Source organism: Pseudomonas sp. CCNWLW23 (assembly GCF_037095675.1).
In the GTDB taxonomy this organism is placed as follows: Bacteria; Pseudomonadota; Gammaproteobacteria; order Pseudomonadales; family Pseudomonadaceae; genus Aquipseudomonas; species Aquipseudomonas atacamensis.
Map to the genome: position 1 here is coordinate 376,274 of NZ_JBAWKM010000002.1, position 17,689 is coordinate 393,962.

The following is a 17,689-nucleotide window of genomic DNA, read 5'->3' on the forward strand; positions in this document are numbered from 1 at the left end:
CGTATCTTGCTCCTCCAGTGCATATCGCGCTCAAGGTCTATGGCCATGCCTGCATCCTCCGCAAATTTCGGCGACGCTCACACCCGCTCTTCAAGCGCGGTGTGTGCGTTGCCGTGCGCAGCCATGGCGCGTTATCTCCGTCGATTCCGCTCTTCGTCCTCCATCGTGCTGCCGCAGCTGCCATCCTGCGTGAGCGCGAAGCAAAACGGTTTCTGGCAGATAGTCAGGTAACACCTCCCCACGAGAGTCTCTCTCGATCTCTCGCAGTTTCCGCCTTGGCGGATCGCTGCGCACCGTCATTACCGAGTTTCCTGGTGAGTCCCTCCGGCTCGCCCGGCGCTCTGCATCCGGAACAAACCTGATGAACCAAGATACCGCCTTGCTTGTGATCGATATGCAAAAGGAAGATGGCTTCCCGCTCGAACGCTTCGATCAAGTGGTCGATAACGCCGCATCCCTGATCGATCGCGCTCGCCAGTTGCACATCCCGATTTTCTACACCCGCCATGTCAACGACGCTCCGGGCCGCGATCTGGCGCTGGGCGAACCGGTAGACGACCAAGGCAGGCCAACGACTTACCGCGCCGGCACATTTGCGATCGAGATCATTGACGCCCTGGCGCCTCGAGACGCTGACGTCGTCATCGATAAACGCCGCTACAGCGCCTTCCACGGCACCCGTTTGGCTCAGATGCTCAACCGCCGAGGCATCAAACACCTGGTGGTCATCGGCGTGCTGACGGATGTGTGTGTCATGAGCAGTCTGTTCGACGCCTATCAGCACGACTTCCAGGTCAGCCTTGTCGCTGACGCCTGTAGTGCGACTACAGAGGGAGCGCATTACTCGGCACTGTTCATCCTTTCCAACTGGCTGTACGGGCTGGAGCTCTTCACCACCGAGCAGTTGTCGAGACGCTGGAACAACGAGCCGGCAACATCGCTTCGAACCGCCGAACCCGATCACCTCGCCTTCCAGCCAGATGAATTCCCACAAGTCGTAGCGCGCTTTCAACGCCGCCTCGTCGACGCCTGCTGAACGGAGAACAGACATGAAAGTTGAAAAACGCAGCATCGACTTTATCCCAGAGAGCGAGCGTCACGGTCGGCCCCGTTCCCTGTTCTTCGTCTGGTTTGGTGCCAACGCCAACATCACCACGGTAGCGGCTGGCGTGTTGCCCATCAGCCTGGGACTCAATCTTTTCTGGAGTGCGCTATCGATCCTTATCGGTTCGCTGATTGGTGCAATCTTCATGGCTTCGCACTCCGCGCAGGGACCGAGACTGGGTATTCCGCAGATGATCCAGAGCCGGGCACAATTCGGGGTTTTCGGCGCTATCGTCCCGCTGCTGTTCGTCATGCTTATCTACTTGGGCTTTTTCGTCAGCAACACGCTGTTGGCTGCTCAGGCGGTGAGCGACCTGAGCCCGTTGAGCACCGCTGGCAACATCGCTCTGCTGGGCGCGGCATGCTTCCTGGTCGCGCTGTTCGGCTACCAACTGATTCATCGCGTGCAGAAGCTGCTTTCGCTGATTTCGATTGCCGTGTTCGGCATCGCCACCCTGCTCGCCCTCGCGCTGCCGATAGAGGCCGGCCAATGGACCGCGCAGGGTTTCAATCTGGTCAGCTTCCTCGCCTCCGTCAGCATCGCGGTCACTTGGCAACTGTCCTACGCACCTTACGTGGCGGACTACTCTCGGTATTTGCCGAGCGACACATCCACCCGCCAAGTGTTCTGGTACAGCTATGCCGGTACCGTGATCGGCGGAAGCTGGATGATGCTGTTAGGCGCCGTGCTGGCCAAGGGCATGGTGGGGTTCTCCGATAACGTCGGGCTGCATCTGATAGGCCTGCTCGGAGGAGGCACGCTGCTGATGGTGGCATTCGTGCTTTACGGCCAGATCGCCATCAACGTGTTCAACCTGTATGGCGCTTTCATGTCGACGGTCACGATGATCGAGCCTTTCTCTGCGCTCAAAATCACCCCGTCTGTACGTGCGGGATTTCTGCTGATCATCTGCACGACCGCTACCGGTTTATGCACTCTGGCGCAGGACGACTTTCTGCAGTTCTTCCTGAATTTCATCTTTTTCATGAGCTACTTTCTGATCCCCTGGACGGCGATCAATCTTGTCGACTACTACGCGCTGCGCAAAGGCGTTTACCGGATTACCGACATCTTCGATCCGGCAGGTATCTATGGTCGGGTGAACTGGACAGCAATCGCAGTATTCCTTTGCACGATTGCTCTGGAAATTCCGTTCATGAACACCTCGATGTACGTCGGGCCTGTTGCCACCAGCCTGCAAGGCGTAGACCTGGCGTGGGTCGTTGGCTTGCTGTGCCCTGCGTGCGCTTACTACGCCCTCATGCGCCGGCGCGGTTCGCTGTTGATCAAGGCATCGCAAGTTTGATGTTCGCAGGCTGAGAGCGTTTGTGCTCTTTTATCGGAACAGTACTAAGGCCCGTATTCACGGGCCTCTTACTTCCTGTGCAAGTTTGTGTAACATCCGGGAAACTGGACGATTCGATTTATACGTAAGTCAAAACAATTACTGGCAGTGATTTATCGTCAGGGACATGATCAACGGCCCAACCCAACTCTCTGCAGTTGTACAAGCGCAGCGGTAATCGTTGAGCCTTGCTGAATTTCATCAGCCGCCTCGTTTGCGAGCTGAAGTGAATATCAGCGTTTCGCTGATGGCTTGAACTGACGATCAATGTCCAACATCTTCGCGACGCACAAGGCCAGGCGCTCATTGATCACCCGCTCCTGCTCGTTTTTGAGACACTTCTCACAAAGCCCGCCATGGCCGGCGCTTGCCTTGCAACGCTCCGCTTGCGGCGAGGTTTTGTACAGCCTATTGCATTTTGTACAAGTTTGACGCAGCTCGTCGTTTTCCATGGCCCTTCTTCCTGTCAAGGCACAAACGGGTCATTAACCATTACATGAGCTTCGCTGAATCTGTACAGGAAATAGTTCGTTTATCGCCTCGCTTGCGAAGCTTGCTAACTAAAATATTCCACTGTATTAACTGCACCAACGTACTAATTTGACAGTATCGGCAGCGATCTACAGATTATGCGCTAGTTAAACGCAGCGATAATCCTCGTCAACATAAAATGACATTCAAATGCCATCACACCGGGCAAGCGTCGATATATTTTGCCGTTTCGCTTAGTTGCGCTGATCAAACTTTCGCAATCACAAGAGGAGCGCTGTTATACCGCAAGCGCATGCTTGTATAAGTAATTTTCAACCGGTGCGGACGCATGTCGAGATGTTAGAAAAAACTGTGAATTTCCTGGCACGAGGAACATCCCTCTTTCATGAGTAACAGGAGAGCCTCATGAGCCAGACAGATTTGTACATGATCAAGTACCGACTTCACGGTGTGCCCAAATCTTTCATTATCCGCGCTAAATTGATGAACAACGCAGAAGCCTGGCAGTGGGCGAGTTGTGATGCCGGCTTGACGCCAATTCCCAAGCCAGGCCGGCCTCCATTGAAGCGCTTTTCGAAACCGATGGCCGAGCGATTCGGCGTCACCGACGTGCAATGGCACGAATCAAAGGCCGTGTGTTGGGACGAGGACCTGGCGATATGAGAATCCCGCGCCGCCAACCCGAGGCCTATCTGCCCGGTTCACCTTCAGCAGCGGGCACTTGAAATTCAAACGTCACTCATTGCCGGGTAATCCCCATACCGTTCACGGCCCTGACGGAACCACGTAGTCAGTTGACTCGCCACTGTTTTGCGGTTTTCTGGTCAATTCCCCGGCAAATCAGATATTTCTGCCTAGACTTGAACATGTCTCGGCACTTGAACGCGTTCAGCGCGTCGAGCGGTCATCACAATAAAAACAAGAGGAATCACCCAGATGCTCAGATCTCTGTTCAGCGCACTTGCCTGCGCTTTGGCGGTAAGCAGCATGAACCCGGCCATGGCGGCAGACCCGGTGATCATCAAGTTCTCGCATGTGGTCGCTGACCAGACGCCCAAGGGGCAAGGTGCGTTGCTGTTCAAGAAACTGGTCGAGGAACGTTTGCCGGGCAAGGTCAAGGTCGAGGTGTATCCCAACTCCTCGCTCTTTGGTGACGGCAAGGAAATGGAAGCGCTGTTGCTCGGCGATGTGCAGATGATTGCGCCGTCGCTGGCCAAGTTCGAGCAGTACACCAAGTCAGTGCAGTTGTTCGACCTGCCCTTTCTTTTCAATGACATCAACGCTGTCGACCGCTTTCAACTGAGCCCGCAGGGTCAGGGCCTGCTCAAATCCATGGAAAGCAAAAACATCACCGGCCTGGCTTATTGGCACAACGGCATGAAACAACTGTCGGCCAACAAGCCACTGCGTGTACCGGCGGATGCGCGCGGCCTGAAGTTCCGGGTGCAGGCCTCGGCGGTGCTGGAGGAGCAGTTCAAGGCGGTGCGCGCCAATCCGCGCAAGATGAGTTTTGCCGAGGTATATCAAGGCCTGCAGACCGGTGTGGTCAACGGCGCGGAAAATCCTTACTCGAACATCTACAGCCAGAAGATGCATGAAGTGCAGAAGTACATCACCGAATCCAACCACGGTGTACTGGACTACATGCTGATCACCAACACCAAGTTCTGGAACGGCCTGCCGCCCGACGTGCGCAGCGAACTGGACAAGATCGTCGTGGAAGTCACCACCCACGTGAACAAGGAAGCCCAGCAACTGAACGAGGGTGACAAGCAGCGCATTCTTGCCGCCAAAACCACGGAAATCATCACCCTCACGCCAGAAGAACGTGCGCAATGGCGCGATGCGATGAAACCGGTGTGGAAGAAATTCGAAGGCGAAATCGGCGCTGAGCTGATCTCTGCCGCCGAAGCCGCAAACCAGGCGCAATAATCGCAAGGCAGGCGCCGCTGCGTCGGCGCCTGCCCGTCTTCACTCGACGTGAGATGCCATCCATGAAAGCGCTTCGGCGAATCTGGGAACACTTCGAGGAAGGCTTCATCGTCTTCCTTCTGGCGGCCATGACCCTCGTCACGTTTGTCTACGTGATCCTCAACAACTTCTACAGCCTGTTTTACTGGCTCGCCGATCATTGGCCGGCGGCCAGTGTCCCGCTGTTCGCCGTTGGCGATCAGATCATGGGCATGGCGCAGGCCATGACCTGGAGCACCGCCCTGACCAAAGCGCTGTTTGGCTGGCTGATTTTTTTCGGCCTGGCTTATGGCGTGCGCACCGCCGGGCACATCGGTGTCGACGCACTGGTCAAACTGGCGCGCAGATCGGTACAGCGCTACATCGGCATTTTGGCCTGCCTGTGCTGTCTGGCCTACGCGGGGCTGCTCGCCGTCGCCAGCTTCGAATGGATTGAAACCTTGATGAACGCCGGTATCGGTGCCGAGGATCTCGGCCATTTCGGCGTCATGCAGTGGCATATCGGGTTGATCGTGCCGCTGGGCTTCGCGCTGGTGTTCATCCGCTTCGCTGAAATTCTCCTGCGCATCCTGCTCAACCGTCAGACCGGCCTCGGCCTGGCCGATGAAGCGGCCGACGCGCTGAAACTTGCCGAACACGAGGATGACAAGCCATGACCATCGCCTTCCTGTTCGTGGCCCTGTTCGCCTTGATGTTCATCGGCGTGCCGATCGCCATCTCACTGGGCCTGGCCGGCTCCCTGACGATCATTTTCTTCAGTCCCGACTCGGTGCGCTCGCTGGCGATCAAACTGTTCGAGACCTCGGAACACTACACGCTGCTGGCCATTCCGTTTTTCCTGCTGGCGGGGGCCTTCATGACCACCGGCGGCGTCGCCCGCCGGCTGATCGACTTCGCCAACGCCTGTGTCGGGCATATTCGCGGCGGCCTGGCCATCGCGGCGGTGCTGGCCTGCATGCTGTTCGCCGCCCTCTCCGGTTCAAGTCCCGCCACGGTCGCTGCGGTGGGCTCGATTGCGATTGCCGGGATGGTCCGTTCCGGCTATCCGCAAGCGTTCGGCGCAGGGATCATCTGCAACGCCGGTACGTTGGGCATCCTGATCCCGCCGTCGATCGTGATGGTGGTTTACGCCGCTGCTACAGAAACCTCCGTGGGCAAGCTGTTCATGGCCGGCGTGGTGCCTGGCCTGCTGCTGGGCACGGCATTGATGGTGGCGATCTACATCGTCGCGGTGAAGAAAAATCTCCCCGCCTTGCCGCGTGCGACGCTTCGCGAGTTTCTGAGTACGGCACGCAAAGCAATATGGGGCCTGTTGCTGATGGTGATCATCCTCGGCGGCATCTATTCGGGCATGTTCACCCCGACCGAAGCCGCCGCCGTGGCCGCCGTCTATTCGGCCTTCATCGCTCTGTTCGTTTACAAGGATCTGACCTTTCGCGAGACCCCCAATGTTCTCCTCGACTCGGCCAAACTGAGCATCATGCTGATGTTCATCATTGCCAACGCCATGCTGTTCGCCCACGTGCTGACCACCGAACAGTTACCTCAACAAATCACTGCCTGGGTGATCGAAGCCGGGCTGACACCGGTGACGTTTCTACTGATGGTCAACATTGTGCTGTTGATTGCCGGCGCGTTCATGGAACCGTCAGCGATCATCCTGATCCTGGCGCCCATTCTTTTTCCCATCGCGATGAAACTGGGCATCGATCCGATTCACCTCGGCATCATCATGGTGGTCAACCTTGAGATCGGCCTGATCACGCCACCGGTGGGCCTGAACCTGTTCGTGACCTCGGCGGTGACCGGCATGTCCTTGCCCGCCACAGTCAAAGCCGCGATGCCCTGGTTGTCGATTCTGCTGTTGTTCCTGATCCTGATTACTTACGTGCCATGGATCTCACTGGTGCTGCCGAACTGGCTGGGGATGAACTGACGTCGTGACGATCACGTTCAGCCGGGACCGGCTAGAGTGCAATCACTCTGCTTAAAACCATAACAAGACGGAGAAGTGCCCCCATGCGAGTCAAAACACGCTTTGCCCTGCTGGCCGCCGCCACGCTGACCCTTAGCAGTGCTGCGCAGGCCGCGCCCGTGTTCATCAATATCCTCACCGGCGGAACCAGTGGGGTTTACTACCCGATCGGGGTCGGTCTGTCGCAAATCTACAGCGACGGTATTGCCGGTTCGAAGACATCGGTGCAGGCCACCAAAGCGTCGGTGGAAAACCTCAATTTGCTACAGGCCGGTCGCGGCGAGTTGGCCCTGGCTTTGGGCGACTCAGTGGCCGACGCCAAAAACGGCGTGGAGGACGCCGGTTTCAAAGCACCACTGACCAAATTGCGCGCCTTGGGCGGCGCCTATCCCAATTACATTCAAATCGTCGCTAGCAAAGAGTCGGGGATCAAAACCCTCGCCGATCTCAAGGGCAAGACCATCTCGGTCGGCGCCCCTAAATCCGGGACTGAATTGAATGCGCGGGCGATATTCAAAGCGGCCGGCCTGACCTACGAGGACATGGGCAAGGTGCAATATCTGCCGTTTGCCGAATCGGTGGAATTGATCAAGAACCGGCAACTGGACGCCACCCTGCAATCGTCGGGACTGGGCATGGCCGCCATTCGCGACCTGTCGTCGGTGATGCCGCTGAACTACGTCGCCATTCCGAGCGAGGTGGTGACAAAAATCGGCAATCCGGCCTACCAGAGCGCAATGATCCCGGCCAACACCTACGACGGACAGGCCGAAGCCGTGCCCACCGTGGCAATCACCAATATTCTGGTGACCCGCGCCGACCTGCCGGATGACGTCGTCTATGACATGACCCGCCTGCTGTTCGACAACCTGGGGCGCTTGGGTAACTCCCATTCGGCGGCCAAGGACATCAAGCTGGAAGCGGCCGCGAAAAACCTGCCGATCGCGCTGCACCCCGGCGCCGAACGCTACTACAAGGAAAAAGGCGCTTTATAAGCGCCTGTGCGCAGTGGCGTGACGGCCACTGCAGCGTCGATTCCTTTGCGTGGTCATGAGGAAGGCAGCCAATGAGTGACGAGCATCACGGTATTTCCGCGAACCCACGGGACTGGCCGAAAACCCTGTTTTACGTAGCGTTGCTGTTCTCGATTTTCCAGATCGTCACCGCAGCCTTCTCTCCTCTCTCCAGCCAGGTGCTGCGTGCGGTGCACGTCGGTTTCCTGCTGTGGGTGGTGTTTCTCAGTTATCCGGCACACGGCACAGACCGTCCGTGGCAACCGCTGGCCTGGCTGCTGAGCCTGGCCGCCATCGCTACCGCGCTGTATCAATGGGTGTTCGAGGCCGATCTGATCCAGCGCTCCGGTGACCTCACCTCGGCCGACCTGATGATCGGCATCGTATTGATTGCCCTGGTCTTCGAAGCCGCGCGACGGGTCATGGGCATCGCGCTGCCGGTGATTTGCGGGCTGTTCCTGGCGTACGGCCTGTTCGGGGAATACCTGCCCGGCGAACTGGCCCATCGCGGCTACGGTTTCGACCAGATCATCAATCAGCTGTCGTTCGGCACCGAAGGGCTGTACGGCACGCCGACCTACGTATCGGCGACCTACATTTTCCTGTTCATCCTGTTTGGCGCGTTTCTTGAGCAAGCCGGCATGATCAAGCTGTTTACCGACTTCGCCATGGGTTTGTTCGGTCACAAGCTGGGAGGCCCGGCGAAAGTGGCCGTGGCCTCGTCGGCATTGATGGGGACGATCACCGGCTCCGGGATTGCCAACGTCGTGACGACCGGGCAATTCACCATTCCGCTGATGAAGCGCTTTGGCTATCGCGCCGCGTTCGCCGGCGGCGTGGAAGCCACCTCCAGCATGGGCAGCCAGATCATGCCTCCGGTGATGGGCGCGGTCGCCTTCATCATGGCTGAAACCATCAATGTGCCCTTCGTCGAAATCGCCAAGGCGGCGCTGATTCCGGCCCTGCTGTATTTCGGTTCGGTATTCTGGATGGTCCATCTGGAAGCCAAGCGCTCCAACCTCAAGGGCCTGCCCAAAGACCAATGCCCCAGCGCATGGGGCGCGGTGAAAGCCCGCTGGTATTTGCTGATTCCTCTGCTGGTTCTGGTGTACCTGTTGTTTTCCGGGCGCACACCGCTGTTCTCGGGCATGGTCGGCCTGGCATTGACTGCCATCGTGATTCTTGGCTCGGCGATCATTTTCCGGGTGCACAGCTTTGGCCTGCGTTGTGCGTTCTGGATTGCACTCGGCGTGCTCTGCACAGGTTTTTTCCAGCTTGGCATCGCGGTGATTTTTGCAGTCATTGCCGTCCTGGTGCTGGTCTGCGCTTTCATCAAGGGTGGTCGCGACACGCTGCTGATCTGCCTGCACGCGCTGGTCGAGGGCGCCCGCCACGCGGTACCGGTGGGCATCGCCTGCGCACTGGTCGGCGTCATCATCGGCATCGTTTCGCTCACCGGCGTCGCTTCGACGTTTGCCGGCTACATCCTCGCCATCGGCCGCGACAACCTGCTGCTGTCGCTGATCCTGACGATGATCACTTGCTTGGTGCTAGGGATGGGCATTCCGACCATTCCCAACTACATCATCACCAGCTCGATCGCCGCGCCCGCCCTGCTGGAGCTGGGCGTGCCACTGATCGTGTCGCACATGTTCGTGTTCTACTTCGGCATCCTCGCCGACCTGACCCCGCCGGTCGCCCTCGCCTGTTTTGCCGCCGCGCCGATCGCCAAGGAAAGCGGCTTCAAGATCAGCCTGTGGGCCGTGCGCATTGCGCTGGCCGGTTTCGTCATCCCGTTCATGGCGGTCTACAACCCGGCGCTGATGCTGCAAGGCGACAACTTGTGGGCAACTGCCTACATGCTGATCAAGACTCTTCTGGCGGTTGGTCTCTGGGGCATGGCGTCTACCGGTTTTCTGCAACAGAAAATGCTGATCTGGGAACGGGTGCTCAGTCTCGGCGCCGGCGCCCTGCTGATCGTGGCACTGCCGGTGACCGATGAAATCGGCTTCGCACTCGGGATTCTGGTAATCGTGCAACACGTCTGGCGCTCGCGGCGCGCAGCAGCGGCCAATGCATGATCGGCTTGTGCCTGGGTCTGGCCGGCAGTATCTGGGCACAGTTGCCGGTAGCGAACTTCACCCTGGCCTGGAACCACAGCATCGAAAAGATCCGCTGGGAGGAAGACTACCGCGTCACGGCCCAAGGGCTGGTTCTTGAGCAGGCCAGGGTTCGCGGCAACGGCGCTGGCATGGAGATACCCGACGATGCCCGGCTGGAGAACGGCAGTTGGCATTTCCGACGCCACTTGCCGCCGCTGCAACCACTGCAATTGGGCCGAACCCCGCAGGCCGGCGATTACCAGTTATGCATGGATGGCAAGTGCGAACTGGTCAGCCGATGGGTTGGGCCGGCCAATATCAGCCAGCCGTTTTTGCAGTTGTGGGGTTGCGAAATGACTTCGCCATCGCATGATGGTTAGCCAGGAAGCCGTGGCGAGCTGTCGCCAACATCGCCACGTTTCGCGGATTACTTGTGCGCCAGCAACGATTTACGTTCGGCCTTGGCGTGTTTCATGGCGGCGATTTCCCGCTCGCACGCTTCGACATCGAAGGAGTTGTCCCACTTGGCAATGGCAATGGTGCCGATGCCGTTGCCGATCAGGTTGGTCACCGCTCGCGCCTCGTTGAGGAAGCGGTCGATGCCCAACAGCAACACCAGGCCCACCAGAGGTATCGAGTGAATGGTGGTGAGCGTGGCCGCCAGGGTCACGAACCCTGCTCCCGCCACACCGGCCGAGCCCTTGGAGGTCAGCAGGAACACGCCGAGCAGGATCATCTGGTCCATGAAGGTCAGCGGTGTGTTGGTCGCCTGGGCGATGAAGATCGCCGCCATGGTCAGGTAAATGCAGGTGCCGTCCGCGTTGAAGGTGTAGCCCGTCGGCAGGACCATGCCGACCACGGACTTTTTGCAGCCGAGCTTTTCCAGTTTGACCATCATTCGCGGCAGCACCGCTTCGGTCGAGCAGGTGCCGAGCGTGATCAGGATTTCATCTTTGAAATATCGCAGAAACTGCATCAACGGCATGCCCGACCATCGCGCCACCGCGCCCAGTACCACGACGATGAAGATCAGCGTGGTGATGTACAGCGCGACCAGCAACTGCCCCAGCGACAGTAAGGTGCCGATGCCGTATTTGCCGATGGTGAATGCCATGCCAGCCCCCGCACCCAGCGGCGCCAGACGCATGACCATCGCGACGATTTTGAACAGACCTTGCAGGAACAGATCGATGGTGTTGATCAGCGGTTTGCTGGTTTCGCCCATTTGCACCAAGGCGACGCCCATCAGCACCGACAACAGAATCACTTGCAGCATGACGCCATTGGAGAAGGCGCCGAGGAAGGTGTGCGGAATGATATTGAGGAAGAATTCGACGAGGCCGCCCTGCTCGCTCGCCGCCTGGCTGTATTTGTTGACAGCACTGCCATCGAGGGTGCCGGCGTTGATGTTCATGCCGGCGCCGGGCTTGACCACGTTGACTACGATCAGGCCGACCACCAGAGCGATGGTGGAAAGAATCTCGAAGTAGATCAGCGCTTTCACACCGATGCGGCCGACCTCCTTGATACTGCCCATCTTGGCGATACCGACCACCACCGTGCCGAAAATGATCGGCGCCAGGAGCATCTTGATCAGCTTGATGAAACCGTCGGCAAACGGCTGCAGCTTGGCGCCGATGTCCGGCACGAAGTATCCGATGGCAGCGCCGATGACGATGCCGATCAGCACTTGCACATAGAGCTGGCTGTACCAGCGCGATTTTGAAGTTTCCACGGAAGCACCTCATTTTATTGTTGTGGTGGGCATGTGGCTTTGGCGTCGAGGATGACGCCTGAAGCTGCGGCCTCGGAAATCGAGGCCGCAGATAAAACCGAATCAGCCCTCGCCCAGTTCACGCATGACGGCATACAGCGCAGATTTGGCTTCGAAGCCTACCCCCGGGATATCCGGCAGCCCGACGTAGCCGTTCTCCACGCGGATGCCATCGGCAAAACCGCCGAATGGCTGGAACACGTCCGGGTACGATTCGTTGCCGCCCAAGTGCAGACCGGCGGCGATGTTCAGCGACATCTGGTGACCACCATGCGGTACCACGCGACGCGAAGACCAACCCAGCTCTTCCATCACTTTCAGGGTGCGCATGTACTCAACGAGCCCGTAGGACAACGCGCAGTCGAATTGCAGGTAGTCACGGTCAGGGCGCATGCCGCCGTGGCGCAACAGGTTGCGGGCATCTTGGTGAGAGAACAGGTTTTCGCCGGTGGCCATCGGCAGTTCGTAGTGATTGGCCAACTCAGCCTGGAGCGCATAATCCAGCGGGTCGCCGACTTCTTCGTACCAGAACAGGTTGTACTTCTTGATCGCTTCGGCGTAGGCGATACCGGTCTGCAGATCGAAGCGGCCGTTGGCGTCGACCGCCAGGCGCTGGCCGTCGCCCACCACTTCGAGCACCGCTTCGATGCGGCGGATATCTTCGTCCAGCGGCACCGCGCCAATCTTCATCTTGACCACGTCATAGCCACGATCCAGATAGCTCTGCATTTCCGCCTTGAGCTTGCTCTGGTCCTTGCCCGGGTAGTAATAGCCACCCGCCGCATACACCCAGACTTTGTCATCGGCAACGCCGTTGCGATAACGGTCGGCAAGCAGGCGATACAGCGGCTTGCCTTCAATCTTCGCCACCGCATCCCACACCGCCATATCGATGGTGCCGACCGCTACTGAACGCTCGCCATGGCCGCCCGGTTTTTCGTTGGTCATCAGGGTTTTCCAGATGGCGAACGGATCGAGGTTATTGTTCTCGTGATCGATCAGGGTTTCCGGGTCGGCTTCAGTGATCCGCGCCAGAAAACGATCGCGCATCAACGCGCCCTGGCCGTAGCGACCGTTGGAGTTGAAGCCGTAACCGATGACCGGTTTGCCGTCGCGAATCACGTCGGTAATGACCGCAACGACCGAGCAGGTCATCTTCGAAAAATCGATGTAGGCATTGGCGATCGGGGAAGCAATGGAGACGGTTTTTTCACGGATATCGACGATACGCATGACGGGTTCCTCTTGTTGTGGTGACCCAACGTTATGCTTTGCGACGACACCCGCCCAATGCTATTAATGCCGCGCCCTATGCACAGGAGGCATTGCCCTTGGAACTGGTTTGGCTTGAGGATTTTTCAGCACTGGCCGAGTACGGCAGCTTTGTCCGGGCCGCCGAAGCGCGCCATGTGACGCAGCCGGCGTTCAGTCGCCGAGTGCGCTCGCTGGAGAACTGGATGGGTGTGGAATTGTTCGTGCGCACCCCGCAAGGTGCGACGTTGACCGAGGCCGGCCGGCAGATTCTGCCCAGCGCCCAAGAAGCGGCCAGACGCCTTTACCGCATGCGCTCCGAGGCCCAGGAAGTGGCTGGCATGGCGGCGAAAACCTTGCAGTTCGCCGCCACTCATTCGCTGTCATTCACCTTCTTCCCACGCTGGTTGCGCAGCGCCGAAAGTGGCGCGCCGATCGATGCGGTTCGCCTGCATTCCGACAGCATGGCCGTGTGCGAACAGATGCTGATTCATGGCCAGGTGCAGTTCCTGCTATGCCATCGCCACCCCGACGTTCCGCCGTTACTGGCGCCGGATCAGTTCATTGGCAAGAAGGTTGGCGAGGACGTACTTGTGCCGCTGGCGAGTGCTTCAGCACAGTTCGGCACGTCGCCTGAAACCCTGCCCTATCTGGCCTACACCCACGAATCGGGCCTGGGCCGAATCGTCGCCCACAGGTTGCATGGCAAGGCTGATTATCTGCACTTGAAACCATTGTTCAGCAGCCACTTGGCCGCAGTGCTGATGTCGATGGCGCTGGAAAGCAAAGGCGTGGCCTGGCTGCCAAAAAGCCTGACCGAACAGGAAATGGCTGACGGGCGTCTGGTCAGGGCACTGGATGAAAGTTGGGATATTCCACTGGAAATCCACCTGACTCGCCCGACGGCACCGATCAGCCCTTCGGCCGAGGAATTCTGGGCGAAGCTGGAAGAGTAACTCTATCGAGCAGCCCCTCACCCCAGCCCTCTCCCGAGGGAGAGGGAGCCGATCTGGGTGCTGTTCAAGAACTGAGTTCGACCCGGTATTTCAGGTCGGCGAATTTCTACTGAACACCTCGGTCAGTCCCCTCTCCCCCCGGGAGAGGGTTAGGGTGAGGGGCTTTTGGCCTTTGACTCGATTCATGCCACCGTGAGCCCCGTCCATAGCTCCGAAACCGCCCAAAGTCGCTCAGCCAACTCAGCATCCGCCGCCCATTTCGCAACACCCTTGCGGCCTGCTTCCGGTTCATTGACCGGCGCAACATTGCAGTCTTCGCAATACACGCCGCCCAAATCCGCAAGCAATGCACTGGTCGCGCACCACAACCCCGTCGCCGCGCCTTGCTCGACAGTTTTCAGTCCATTGTGCGCATCCAGCCGTGGCCGGCCCTGCTCATCCAGCGCGTCGAATGCGGCAAGCTCCGCTGTGCTGAGGTGCCGTGCCAGATCCGTCAGAATCTGCCCCGGATGCAATGAAAATGCGCGAACACCTTGGCTACGCCCACGCTGATCGAGTGCGATGGCAAACAAGGCGTTGGCGGTTTTCGACTGGCCATAGGCGACCCATTTGTCATACGGCCGTTGCAGGAAATCGATGTCATCAAAGTCGACTCCGGCAATCTGATGCCCGCGCGAGGACACCGACAGCACCCGCGCCTGGCCAGCCTTGACCAGCGCGGGCCAGAGGCCGCAGATCAGGCGGTAATGACCGAGATGGTTGGTCGCGAACTGGCTCTCATGGCCATCGGCATCGCGCAGCAACGGCGCGGCCATGATTCCGGCGCAGTTGATCAGCAAGGACACTGGCTGACCCGCGCTGACCACGCTGTGGCTGAACGCCGCCACCGACTCGGCCTGCATGAGGTCCATGGGCATCACGCGGACACCGTCCACTCCAGCCAATGCAGCCTCAGCTCGCGCGGTATCTCTGGCCGGCACGATAATTTGCGCCCCTGCCGCCGCGAGGCTTTTTACCGTCAGCAGACCGAGGCCGGAATAGCCGCCGGTGACCACAGCGAGCTGCCCGCGCAGATCGATGCCGGCCATGACTTCAGCCGCTGTGCTGGCGGCGTTGAACGGTGATTGCACAGGTTGTTGAAGCGTGGCCATGGGCGTAATCCTGAGTGAGCTATCGAAGGCCTTCATTCTTGGCTAAGCTCTCGGGACGAACCAGTCTGATAAATCCAGGTTTCTGTCGTGATCATCCAAAGTCCTGCTGGCGACCCACTCTCTACCGTATTGGCACTCTCGGAACTGCGCGCAGCCTGCTCGGTTCGCTTGCAAGCGGGCGGTGCCTGGGCGCTGCGTTTCCAACCCATCGAACTGAAATTCAACGTGGTGCGACGAGGCGAATGCTGGCTGCGCATGCAAGGCATGCCGGCGCGCCTGTTGCAGGCCGGCGACTGTTTTGTGGTGTCGCGCACGCCGTTCATTCTGGCCAGCGGCGCCGACGTCGAGGCGGTGAATGCAGCGGAGGTTTTCGCCCATGACGAAGCCTCGGCAACGTTCGGTGTCGGCGAGGAAGTCGAGTTGCTGGGCGGCAGCGTGTCGCTGTCGGGACCCGGCGCAACCGAACTGCTCAACGTGCTGCCGACCTCGCTGATCATTCGTGCCGAAACCGCAGGCGCCTCGTCGTTCGGCTGGCTGCTGGATGAACTGGGGCGCGAGTGGCCGTCGCATCAGCCTGGCTCGCAGGCGATGTGCAACGACCTGCTGCGGCTGATCTTCATCCATGCGCTGCGCCATCACATCAACAGCGCGGATGCCGAACAACTGGCGTGGCTGGGTGGACTGCGGGAACCGGCGATTGCCGGCGTGTTGCGCGCCATTCACGCTGCTCCGCAGATGCCTTGGCGACTGACGCAAATGGCCGAGATTGCCTGCATGTCGCGATCGGGTTTCGCGGTGTTATTCAAAACTTGCATGGGTGTAGCGCCGGTCGAGTACGCCACGCGCTGGCGGATGCGCGTGGCCGCGTTCCGCTTGCGCAATGGCCGGGACAATGTGGCCACTGTCGCCGCGTCACTGGGCTATCTGTCCGACGCGGCGTTTGGCGCTGCATTCCGCCGCGTGCACGGAATATCGCCGGGGCAATACCGGCGCGATTCACTCTTATAGTCCGGTGATCAAGGTTATGATCGCGACAACCGCCGCCAAGGACATCCGCCTATGCCTGCCATGAAAACCCGCCCCACCCCCGCGCCATTGCTCAAGCCAGGCGAAACCGTGGTGCTGTTCGACGGTGTGTGCAAACTGTGCAACGGCTGGGCGCGTTTTCTGATTCGGTATGACCGTCAGCGCCGCGTGCGGCTGGCGACCGTGCAATCGCCCGAGGGCCAGGCCTTGCTGGCGTGGGCCGGTTTGCCGCTGGACGAGTTCGACACCATGGCGGTGATCCGCGACCGCAATTATTGGGAACGCTCGGATGCGTTTCTCGAAGTGGTCGGGCAACTGCCAGGGCGCTGGCAGCCGCTGAAACTGCTGCGGATCTTCCCGCGTCGTCTGCGCGACTGGGCTTACGATCGCATCGCGCTGAATCGGTATCGGCTGTTCGGCAAGTACGACACTTGTCTGCTGCCGACTGCGGATCACGAAAGCCGTTTTCTAAAGGCCCACGGCTGACCCGATCAGTTGCAGCGGCGTCATCTTCGTCACCATCATCAGCACGATGACAAACATCCCGGCGAACCCGACGACGCCCATCCAGAACCACCAGCGGTACGTGCTCGCGTAGCGATCATCCAGAGGCAGGCTACCTTCGCCCGCGCTCAGCGCCATGCTCTGCAAACGCTTTTGCAACACCAGCACCGGCAGCCACAACGCGCCGACACAGAAGAAAATGATCAGCGAAGTCAGCAGCCATTCGGTGCTCATCGAAAGCCCCGAGAGCCGCATCAGCAGATAGCCGGTAATGACCTGCACAAACCCGGCCGGCGTGGTGATCCACGTATCAAAGCGCACCACCATTCGTGCGACATGGGCGATCACTTGCGGGTTGCCGCTGCGGCTGGCGGCGATCAGGTAGAGGTAGGAACCCATGCCGAAACCGAAGAGGAAAATCGCCGCGATTACATGCAGGTACTTCAGGCACAGATAGACCATCTCAACGCTGCCCATCGGAGAATTGAACCGACAGGCTCAAGTTGGCCGGATCGTTGATCGCCGCCAGATATTCATCGACGCTGATTTCGCCAACACACGGCCGCGCGCCAGGTTGCGGTGCATAACCCCGCGCCATTTTGGTTGCGAGGGCGACGGCGGCGCAGCTGGGGATTTCCGGGCCTTTGTCATTCAGTGCGGTGAGTTGCGCGGTCATGCTCAGCGGCTGGTCGTCAACTCCAATGCCTTGAACATCGATGTACATCGCGCTTTTGCCATCACCGAAGCGTTCGAACCACGTGCCCAGTCGATGCAGACGCGCCGCCCAGCGCACATGATCGCGCACCAGACCGAAGCGCAAGGCTTGCGCCAGCAAGGCGTTGGCGACACCGCCGAGCTTCAGGCCGGCGCCAGCCTTGAAGCGCAGCGTCTGTGCGCCATAGCGGCGAGCGAAAATATCCATGTCCGGCACATCGACATTGGCCAGCACCCGCTTGCCCAGTTGCGGCATGCTGCGCAGGGTCAGGTCGAGCCAGCCCAATACTTCGTGAACCTGGCCGTTTTT

General features: G+C 59.3%; 17 protein-coding genes and 1 pseudogene. 12 read left to right on the top strand and 6 right to left on the bottom strand.

Annotation, left to right across the window (positions count from 1 at the left end; all coding sequences use genetic code 11):
* The first annotated feature begins 361 nt into the window (after window positions 1-361).
* Window positions 362-1,036 (top strand): cysteine hydrolase family protein, encoded by a 675-nt coding sequence (locus V8J63_RS04855; protein ID WP_217879795.1) that lies wholly within the window; start codon window positions 362-364, stop codon window positions 1,034-1,036.
* A 13-nt stretch (window positions 1,037-1,049) separates the two neighbouring features.
* A complete protein-coding gene (locus tag V8J63_RS04860) occupies window positions 1,050-2,411 on the top strand; it encodes a purine-cytosine permease family protein (RefSeq protein ID WP_313872157.1) in 1,362 nt (453 codons plus the stop codon).
* Window positions 2,412-2,683: 272 nt separating this feature from the next.
* On the opposite strand, the gene V8J63_RS04865 is transcribed toward V8J63_RS04860, so the two are convergent.
* Window positions 2,684-2,902: a hypothetical protein gene (locus tag V8J63_RS04865; protein ID WP_336463679.1), complete on the bottom strand. Its 219-nt coding sequence runs from the start codon at window positions 2,900-2,902 to the stop codon at window positions 2,684-2,686.
* Between the two features lie 445 nt (window positions 2,903-3,347).
* Here V8J63_RS04865 and V8J63_RS04870 point away from each other — a divergent pair, with 445 nt between their 5' ends.
* The 7 genes from V8J63_RS04870 to V8J63_RS04900 all read left to right on the top strand — a co-directional run bounded on the left by V8J63_RS04870 (window position 3,348) and on the right by V8J63_RS04900 (window position 10,383).
* On the top strand, window positions 3,348-3,605 hold the full coding sequence (locus tag V8J63_RS04870) for a DUF6555 family protein (RefSeq protein WP_039758965.1): 258 nt from the start codon (window positions 3,348-3,350) through the stop codon (window positions 3,603-3,605).
* Window positions 3,606-3,878: 273 nt separating this feature from the next.
* Complete coding sequence (gene dctP, locus V8J63_RS04875) at window positions 3,879-4,874, top strand: C4-dicarboxylate TRAP substrate-binding protein DctP (protein WP_024012588.1); 996 nt, start codon at window positions 3,879-3,881, stop codon at window positions 4,872-4,874.
* 62 nt (window positions 4,875-4,936) lie between these two features.
* A complete protein-coding gene (locus V8J63_RS04880) occupies window positions 4,937-5,569 on the top strand; it encodes a TRAP transporter small permease (protein ID WP_024012587.1) in 633 nt (210 codons plus the stop codon).
* On the top strand, window positions 5,566-6,849 hold the full coding sequence (dctM, locus tag V8J63_RS04885) for a C4-dicarboxylate TRAP transporter large permease protein DctM (protein ID WP_223630318.1): 1,284 nt from the start codon (window positions 5,566-5,568) through the stop codon (window positions 6,847-6,849). The genes V8J63_RS04880 and dctM overlap by 4 nt, the downstream gene beginning before the upstream one ends.
* A gap of 83 nt (window positions 6,850-6,932) precedes the next feature.
* A complete protein-coding gene (locus V8J63_RS04890; RefSeq protein ID WP_122881889.1) occupies window positions 6,933-7,883 on the top strand; it encodes a TAXI family TRAP transporter solute-binding subunit in 951 nt (316 codons plus the stop codon).
* A 71-nt stretch (window positions 7,884-7,954) separates the two neighbouring features.
* The gene (locus V8J63_RS04895; RefSeq protein WP_125926100.1) at window positions 7,955-9,982 is read left to right on the top strand and encodes a TRAP transporter permease; all 2,028 of its coding nucleotides are present in this window, start codon (window positions 7,955-7,957) and stop codon (window positions 9,980-9,982) included.
* Window positions 9,979-10,383 (top strand): DUF1850 domain-containing protein, encoded by a 405-nt coding sequence (locus tag V8J63_RS04900; protein ID WP_130888057.1) that lies wholly within the window; start codon window positions 9,979-9,981, stop codon window positions 10,381-10,383. Before V8J63_RS04895 ends, V8J63_RS04900 begins: the two co-directional genes overlap by 4 nt.
* Window positions 10,384-10,430: 47 nt before the next feature.
* Here the strand turns inward: V8J63_RS04900 and dctA are convergent, their stop codons facing one another.
* Entirely contained in the window at window positions 10,431-11,738 is a 1,308-nt protein-coding gene (dctA, locus tag V8J63_RS04905; RefSeq protein WP_125926098.1) for a C4-dicarboxylate transporter DctA, read from the bottom strand.
* A gap of 102 nt (window positions 11,739-11,840) precedes the next feature.
* Entirely contained in the window at window positions 11,841-13,010 is a 1,170-nt protein-coding gene (locus V8J63_RS04910; RefSeq protein WP_024012582.1) for a mandelate racemase/muconate lactonizing enzyme family protein, read from the bottom strand.
* A 98-nt stretch (window positions 13,011-13,108) separates the two neighbouring features.
* On the opposite strand from V8J63_RS04910, the gene V8J63_RS04915 reads away from it, so the two are divergent.
* On the top strand, window positions 13,109-13,984 hold the full coding sequence (locus V8J63_RS04915; protein ID WP_130888058.1) for a LysR family transcriptional regulator: 876 nt from the start codon (window positions 13,109-13,111) through the stop codon (window positions 13,982-13,984).
* A 182-nt stretch (window positions 13,985-14,166) separates the two neighbouring features.
* On the opposite strand, the gene V8J63_RS04920 is transcribed toward V8J63_RS04915, so the two are convergent.
* Window positions 14,167-15,135 (bottom strand): oxidoreductase, encoded by a 969-nt coding sequence (locus V8J63_RS04920; RefSeq protein ID WP_130888059.1) that lies wholly within the window; start codon window positions 15,133-15,135, stop codon window positions 14,167-14,169.
* Between the two features lie 87 nt (window positions 15,136-15,222).
* On the opposite strand from V8J63_RS04920, the gene V8J63_RS04925 reads away from it, so the two are divergent.
* Both V8J63_RS04925 and V8J63_RS04930 read left to right on the top strand, forming a co-directional pair.
* Window positions 15,223-16,143, top strand: a complete 921-nt coding sequence (locus tag V8J63_RS04925) for an AraC family transcriptional regulator (protein ID WP_336463680.1) — start codon at window positions 15,223-15,225, stop codon at window positions 16,141-16,143.
* Between the two features lie 51 nt (window positions 16,144-16,194).
* On the top strand, window positions 16,195-16,647 hold the full coding sequence (locus tag V8J63_RS04930; protein WP_125926094.1) for a thiol-disulfide oxidoreductase DCC family protein: 453 nt from the start codon (window positions 16,195-16,197) through the stop codon (window positions 16,645-16,647).
* On the opposite strand, the gene V8J63_RS04935 is transcribed toward V8J63_RS04930, so the two are convergent.
* Together V8J63_RS04935 and V8J63_RS04940 are read right to left on the bottom strand one after the other, a co-directional pair.
* Window positions 16,630-17,127 (bottom strand): DUF2269 family protein, encoded by a 498-nt coding sequence (locus V8J63_RS04935; RefSeq protein ID WP_125926184.1) that lies wholly within the window; start codon window positions 17,125-17,127, stop codon window positions 16,630-16,632. The two genes, V8J63_RS04930 and V8J63_RS04935, sit on opposite strands and share 18 nt — an antisense overlap.
* Window position 17,128: 1 nt before the next feature.
* Window positions 17,129-17,689, bottom strand: a pseudogene (locus tag V8J63_RS04940) (saccharopine dehydrogenase); the annotation flags it as partial.

Coding starts and splice junctions, on each gene's coding strand:
- V8J63_RS04935 (WP_125926184.1), bottom strand. CDS start 17,127: ATGGTCTATCTGTGCCTGAAGTACCTGCATGTAATCGCGGCGATTTTC.
- V8J63_RS04860 (WP_313872157.1), top strand. CDS start 1,050: ATGAAAGTTGAAAAACGCAGCATCGACTTTATCCCAGAGAGCGAGCGT.
- V8J63_RS04910 (WP_024012582.1), bottom strand. CDS start 13,010: ATGCGTATCGTCGATATCCGTGAAAAAACCGTCTCCATTGCTTCCCCG.
- V8J63_RS04870 (WP_039758965.1), top strand. CDS start 3,348: ATGAGCCAGACAGATTTGTACATGATCAAGTACCGACTTCACGGTGTG.
- V8J63_RS04930 (WP_125926094.1), top strand. CDS start 16,195: ATGCCTGCCATGAAAACCCGCCCCACCCCCGCGCCATTGCTCAAGCCA.
- dctM (WP_223630318.1), top strand. CDS start 5,566: ATGACCATCGCCTTCCTGTTCGTGGCCCTGTTCGCCTTGATGTTCATC.
- V8J63_RS04895 (WP_125926100.1), top strand. CDS start 7,955: ATGAGTGACGAGCATCACGGTATTTCCGCGAACCCACGGGACTGGCCG.
- V8J63_RS04900 (WP_130888057.1), top strand. CDS start 9,979: ATGATCGGCTTGTGCCTGGGTCTGGCCGGCAGTATCTGGGCACAGTTG.
- V8J63_RS04865 (WP_336463679.1), bottom strand. CDS start 2,902: ATGGAAAACGACGAGCTGCGTCAAACTTGTACAAAATGCAATAGGCTG.
- dctP (WP_024012588.1), top strand. CDS start 3,879: ATGCTCAGATCTCTGTTCAGCGCACTTGCCTGCGCTTTGGCGGTAAGC.
- V8J63_RS04890 (WP_122881889.1), top strand. CDS start 6,933: ATGCGAGTCAAAACACGCTTTGCCCTGCTGGCCGCCGCCACGCTGACC.
- V8J63_RS04855 (WP_217879795.1), top strand. CDS start 362: ATGAACCAAGATACCGCCTTGCTTGTGATCGATATGCAAAAGGAAGAT.
- V8J63_RS04880 (WP_024012587.1), top strand. CDS start 4,937: ATGAAAGCGCTTCGGCGAATCTGGGAACACTTCGAGGAAGGCTTCATC.
- V8J63_RS04920 (WP_130888059.1), bottom strand. CDS start 15,135: ATGGCCACGCTTCAACAACCTGTGCAATCACCGTTCAACGCCGCCAGC.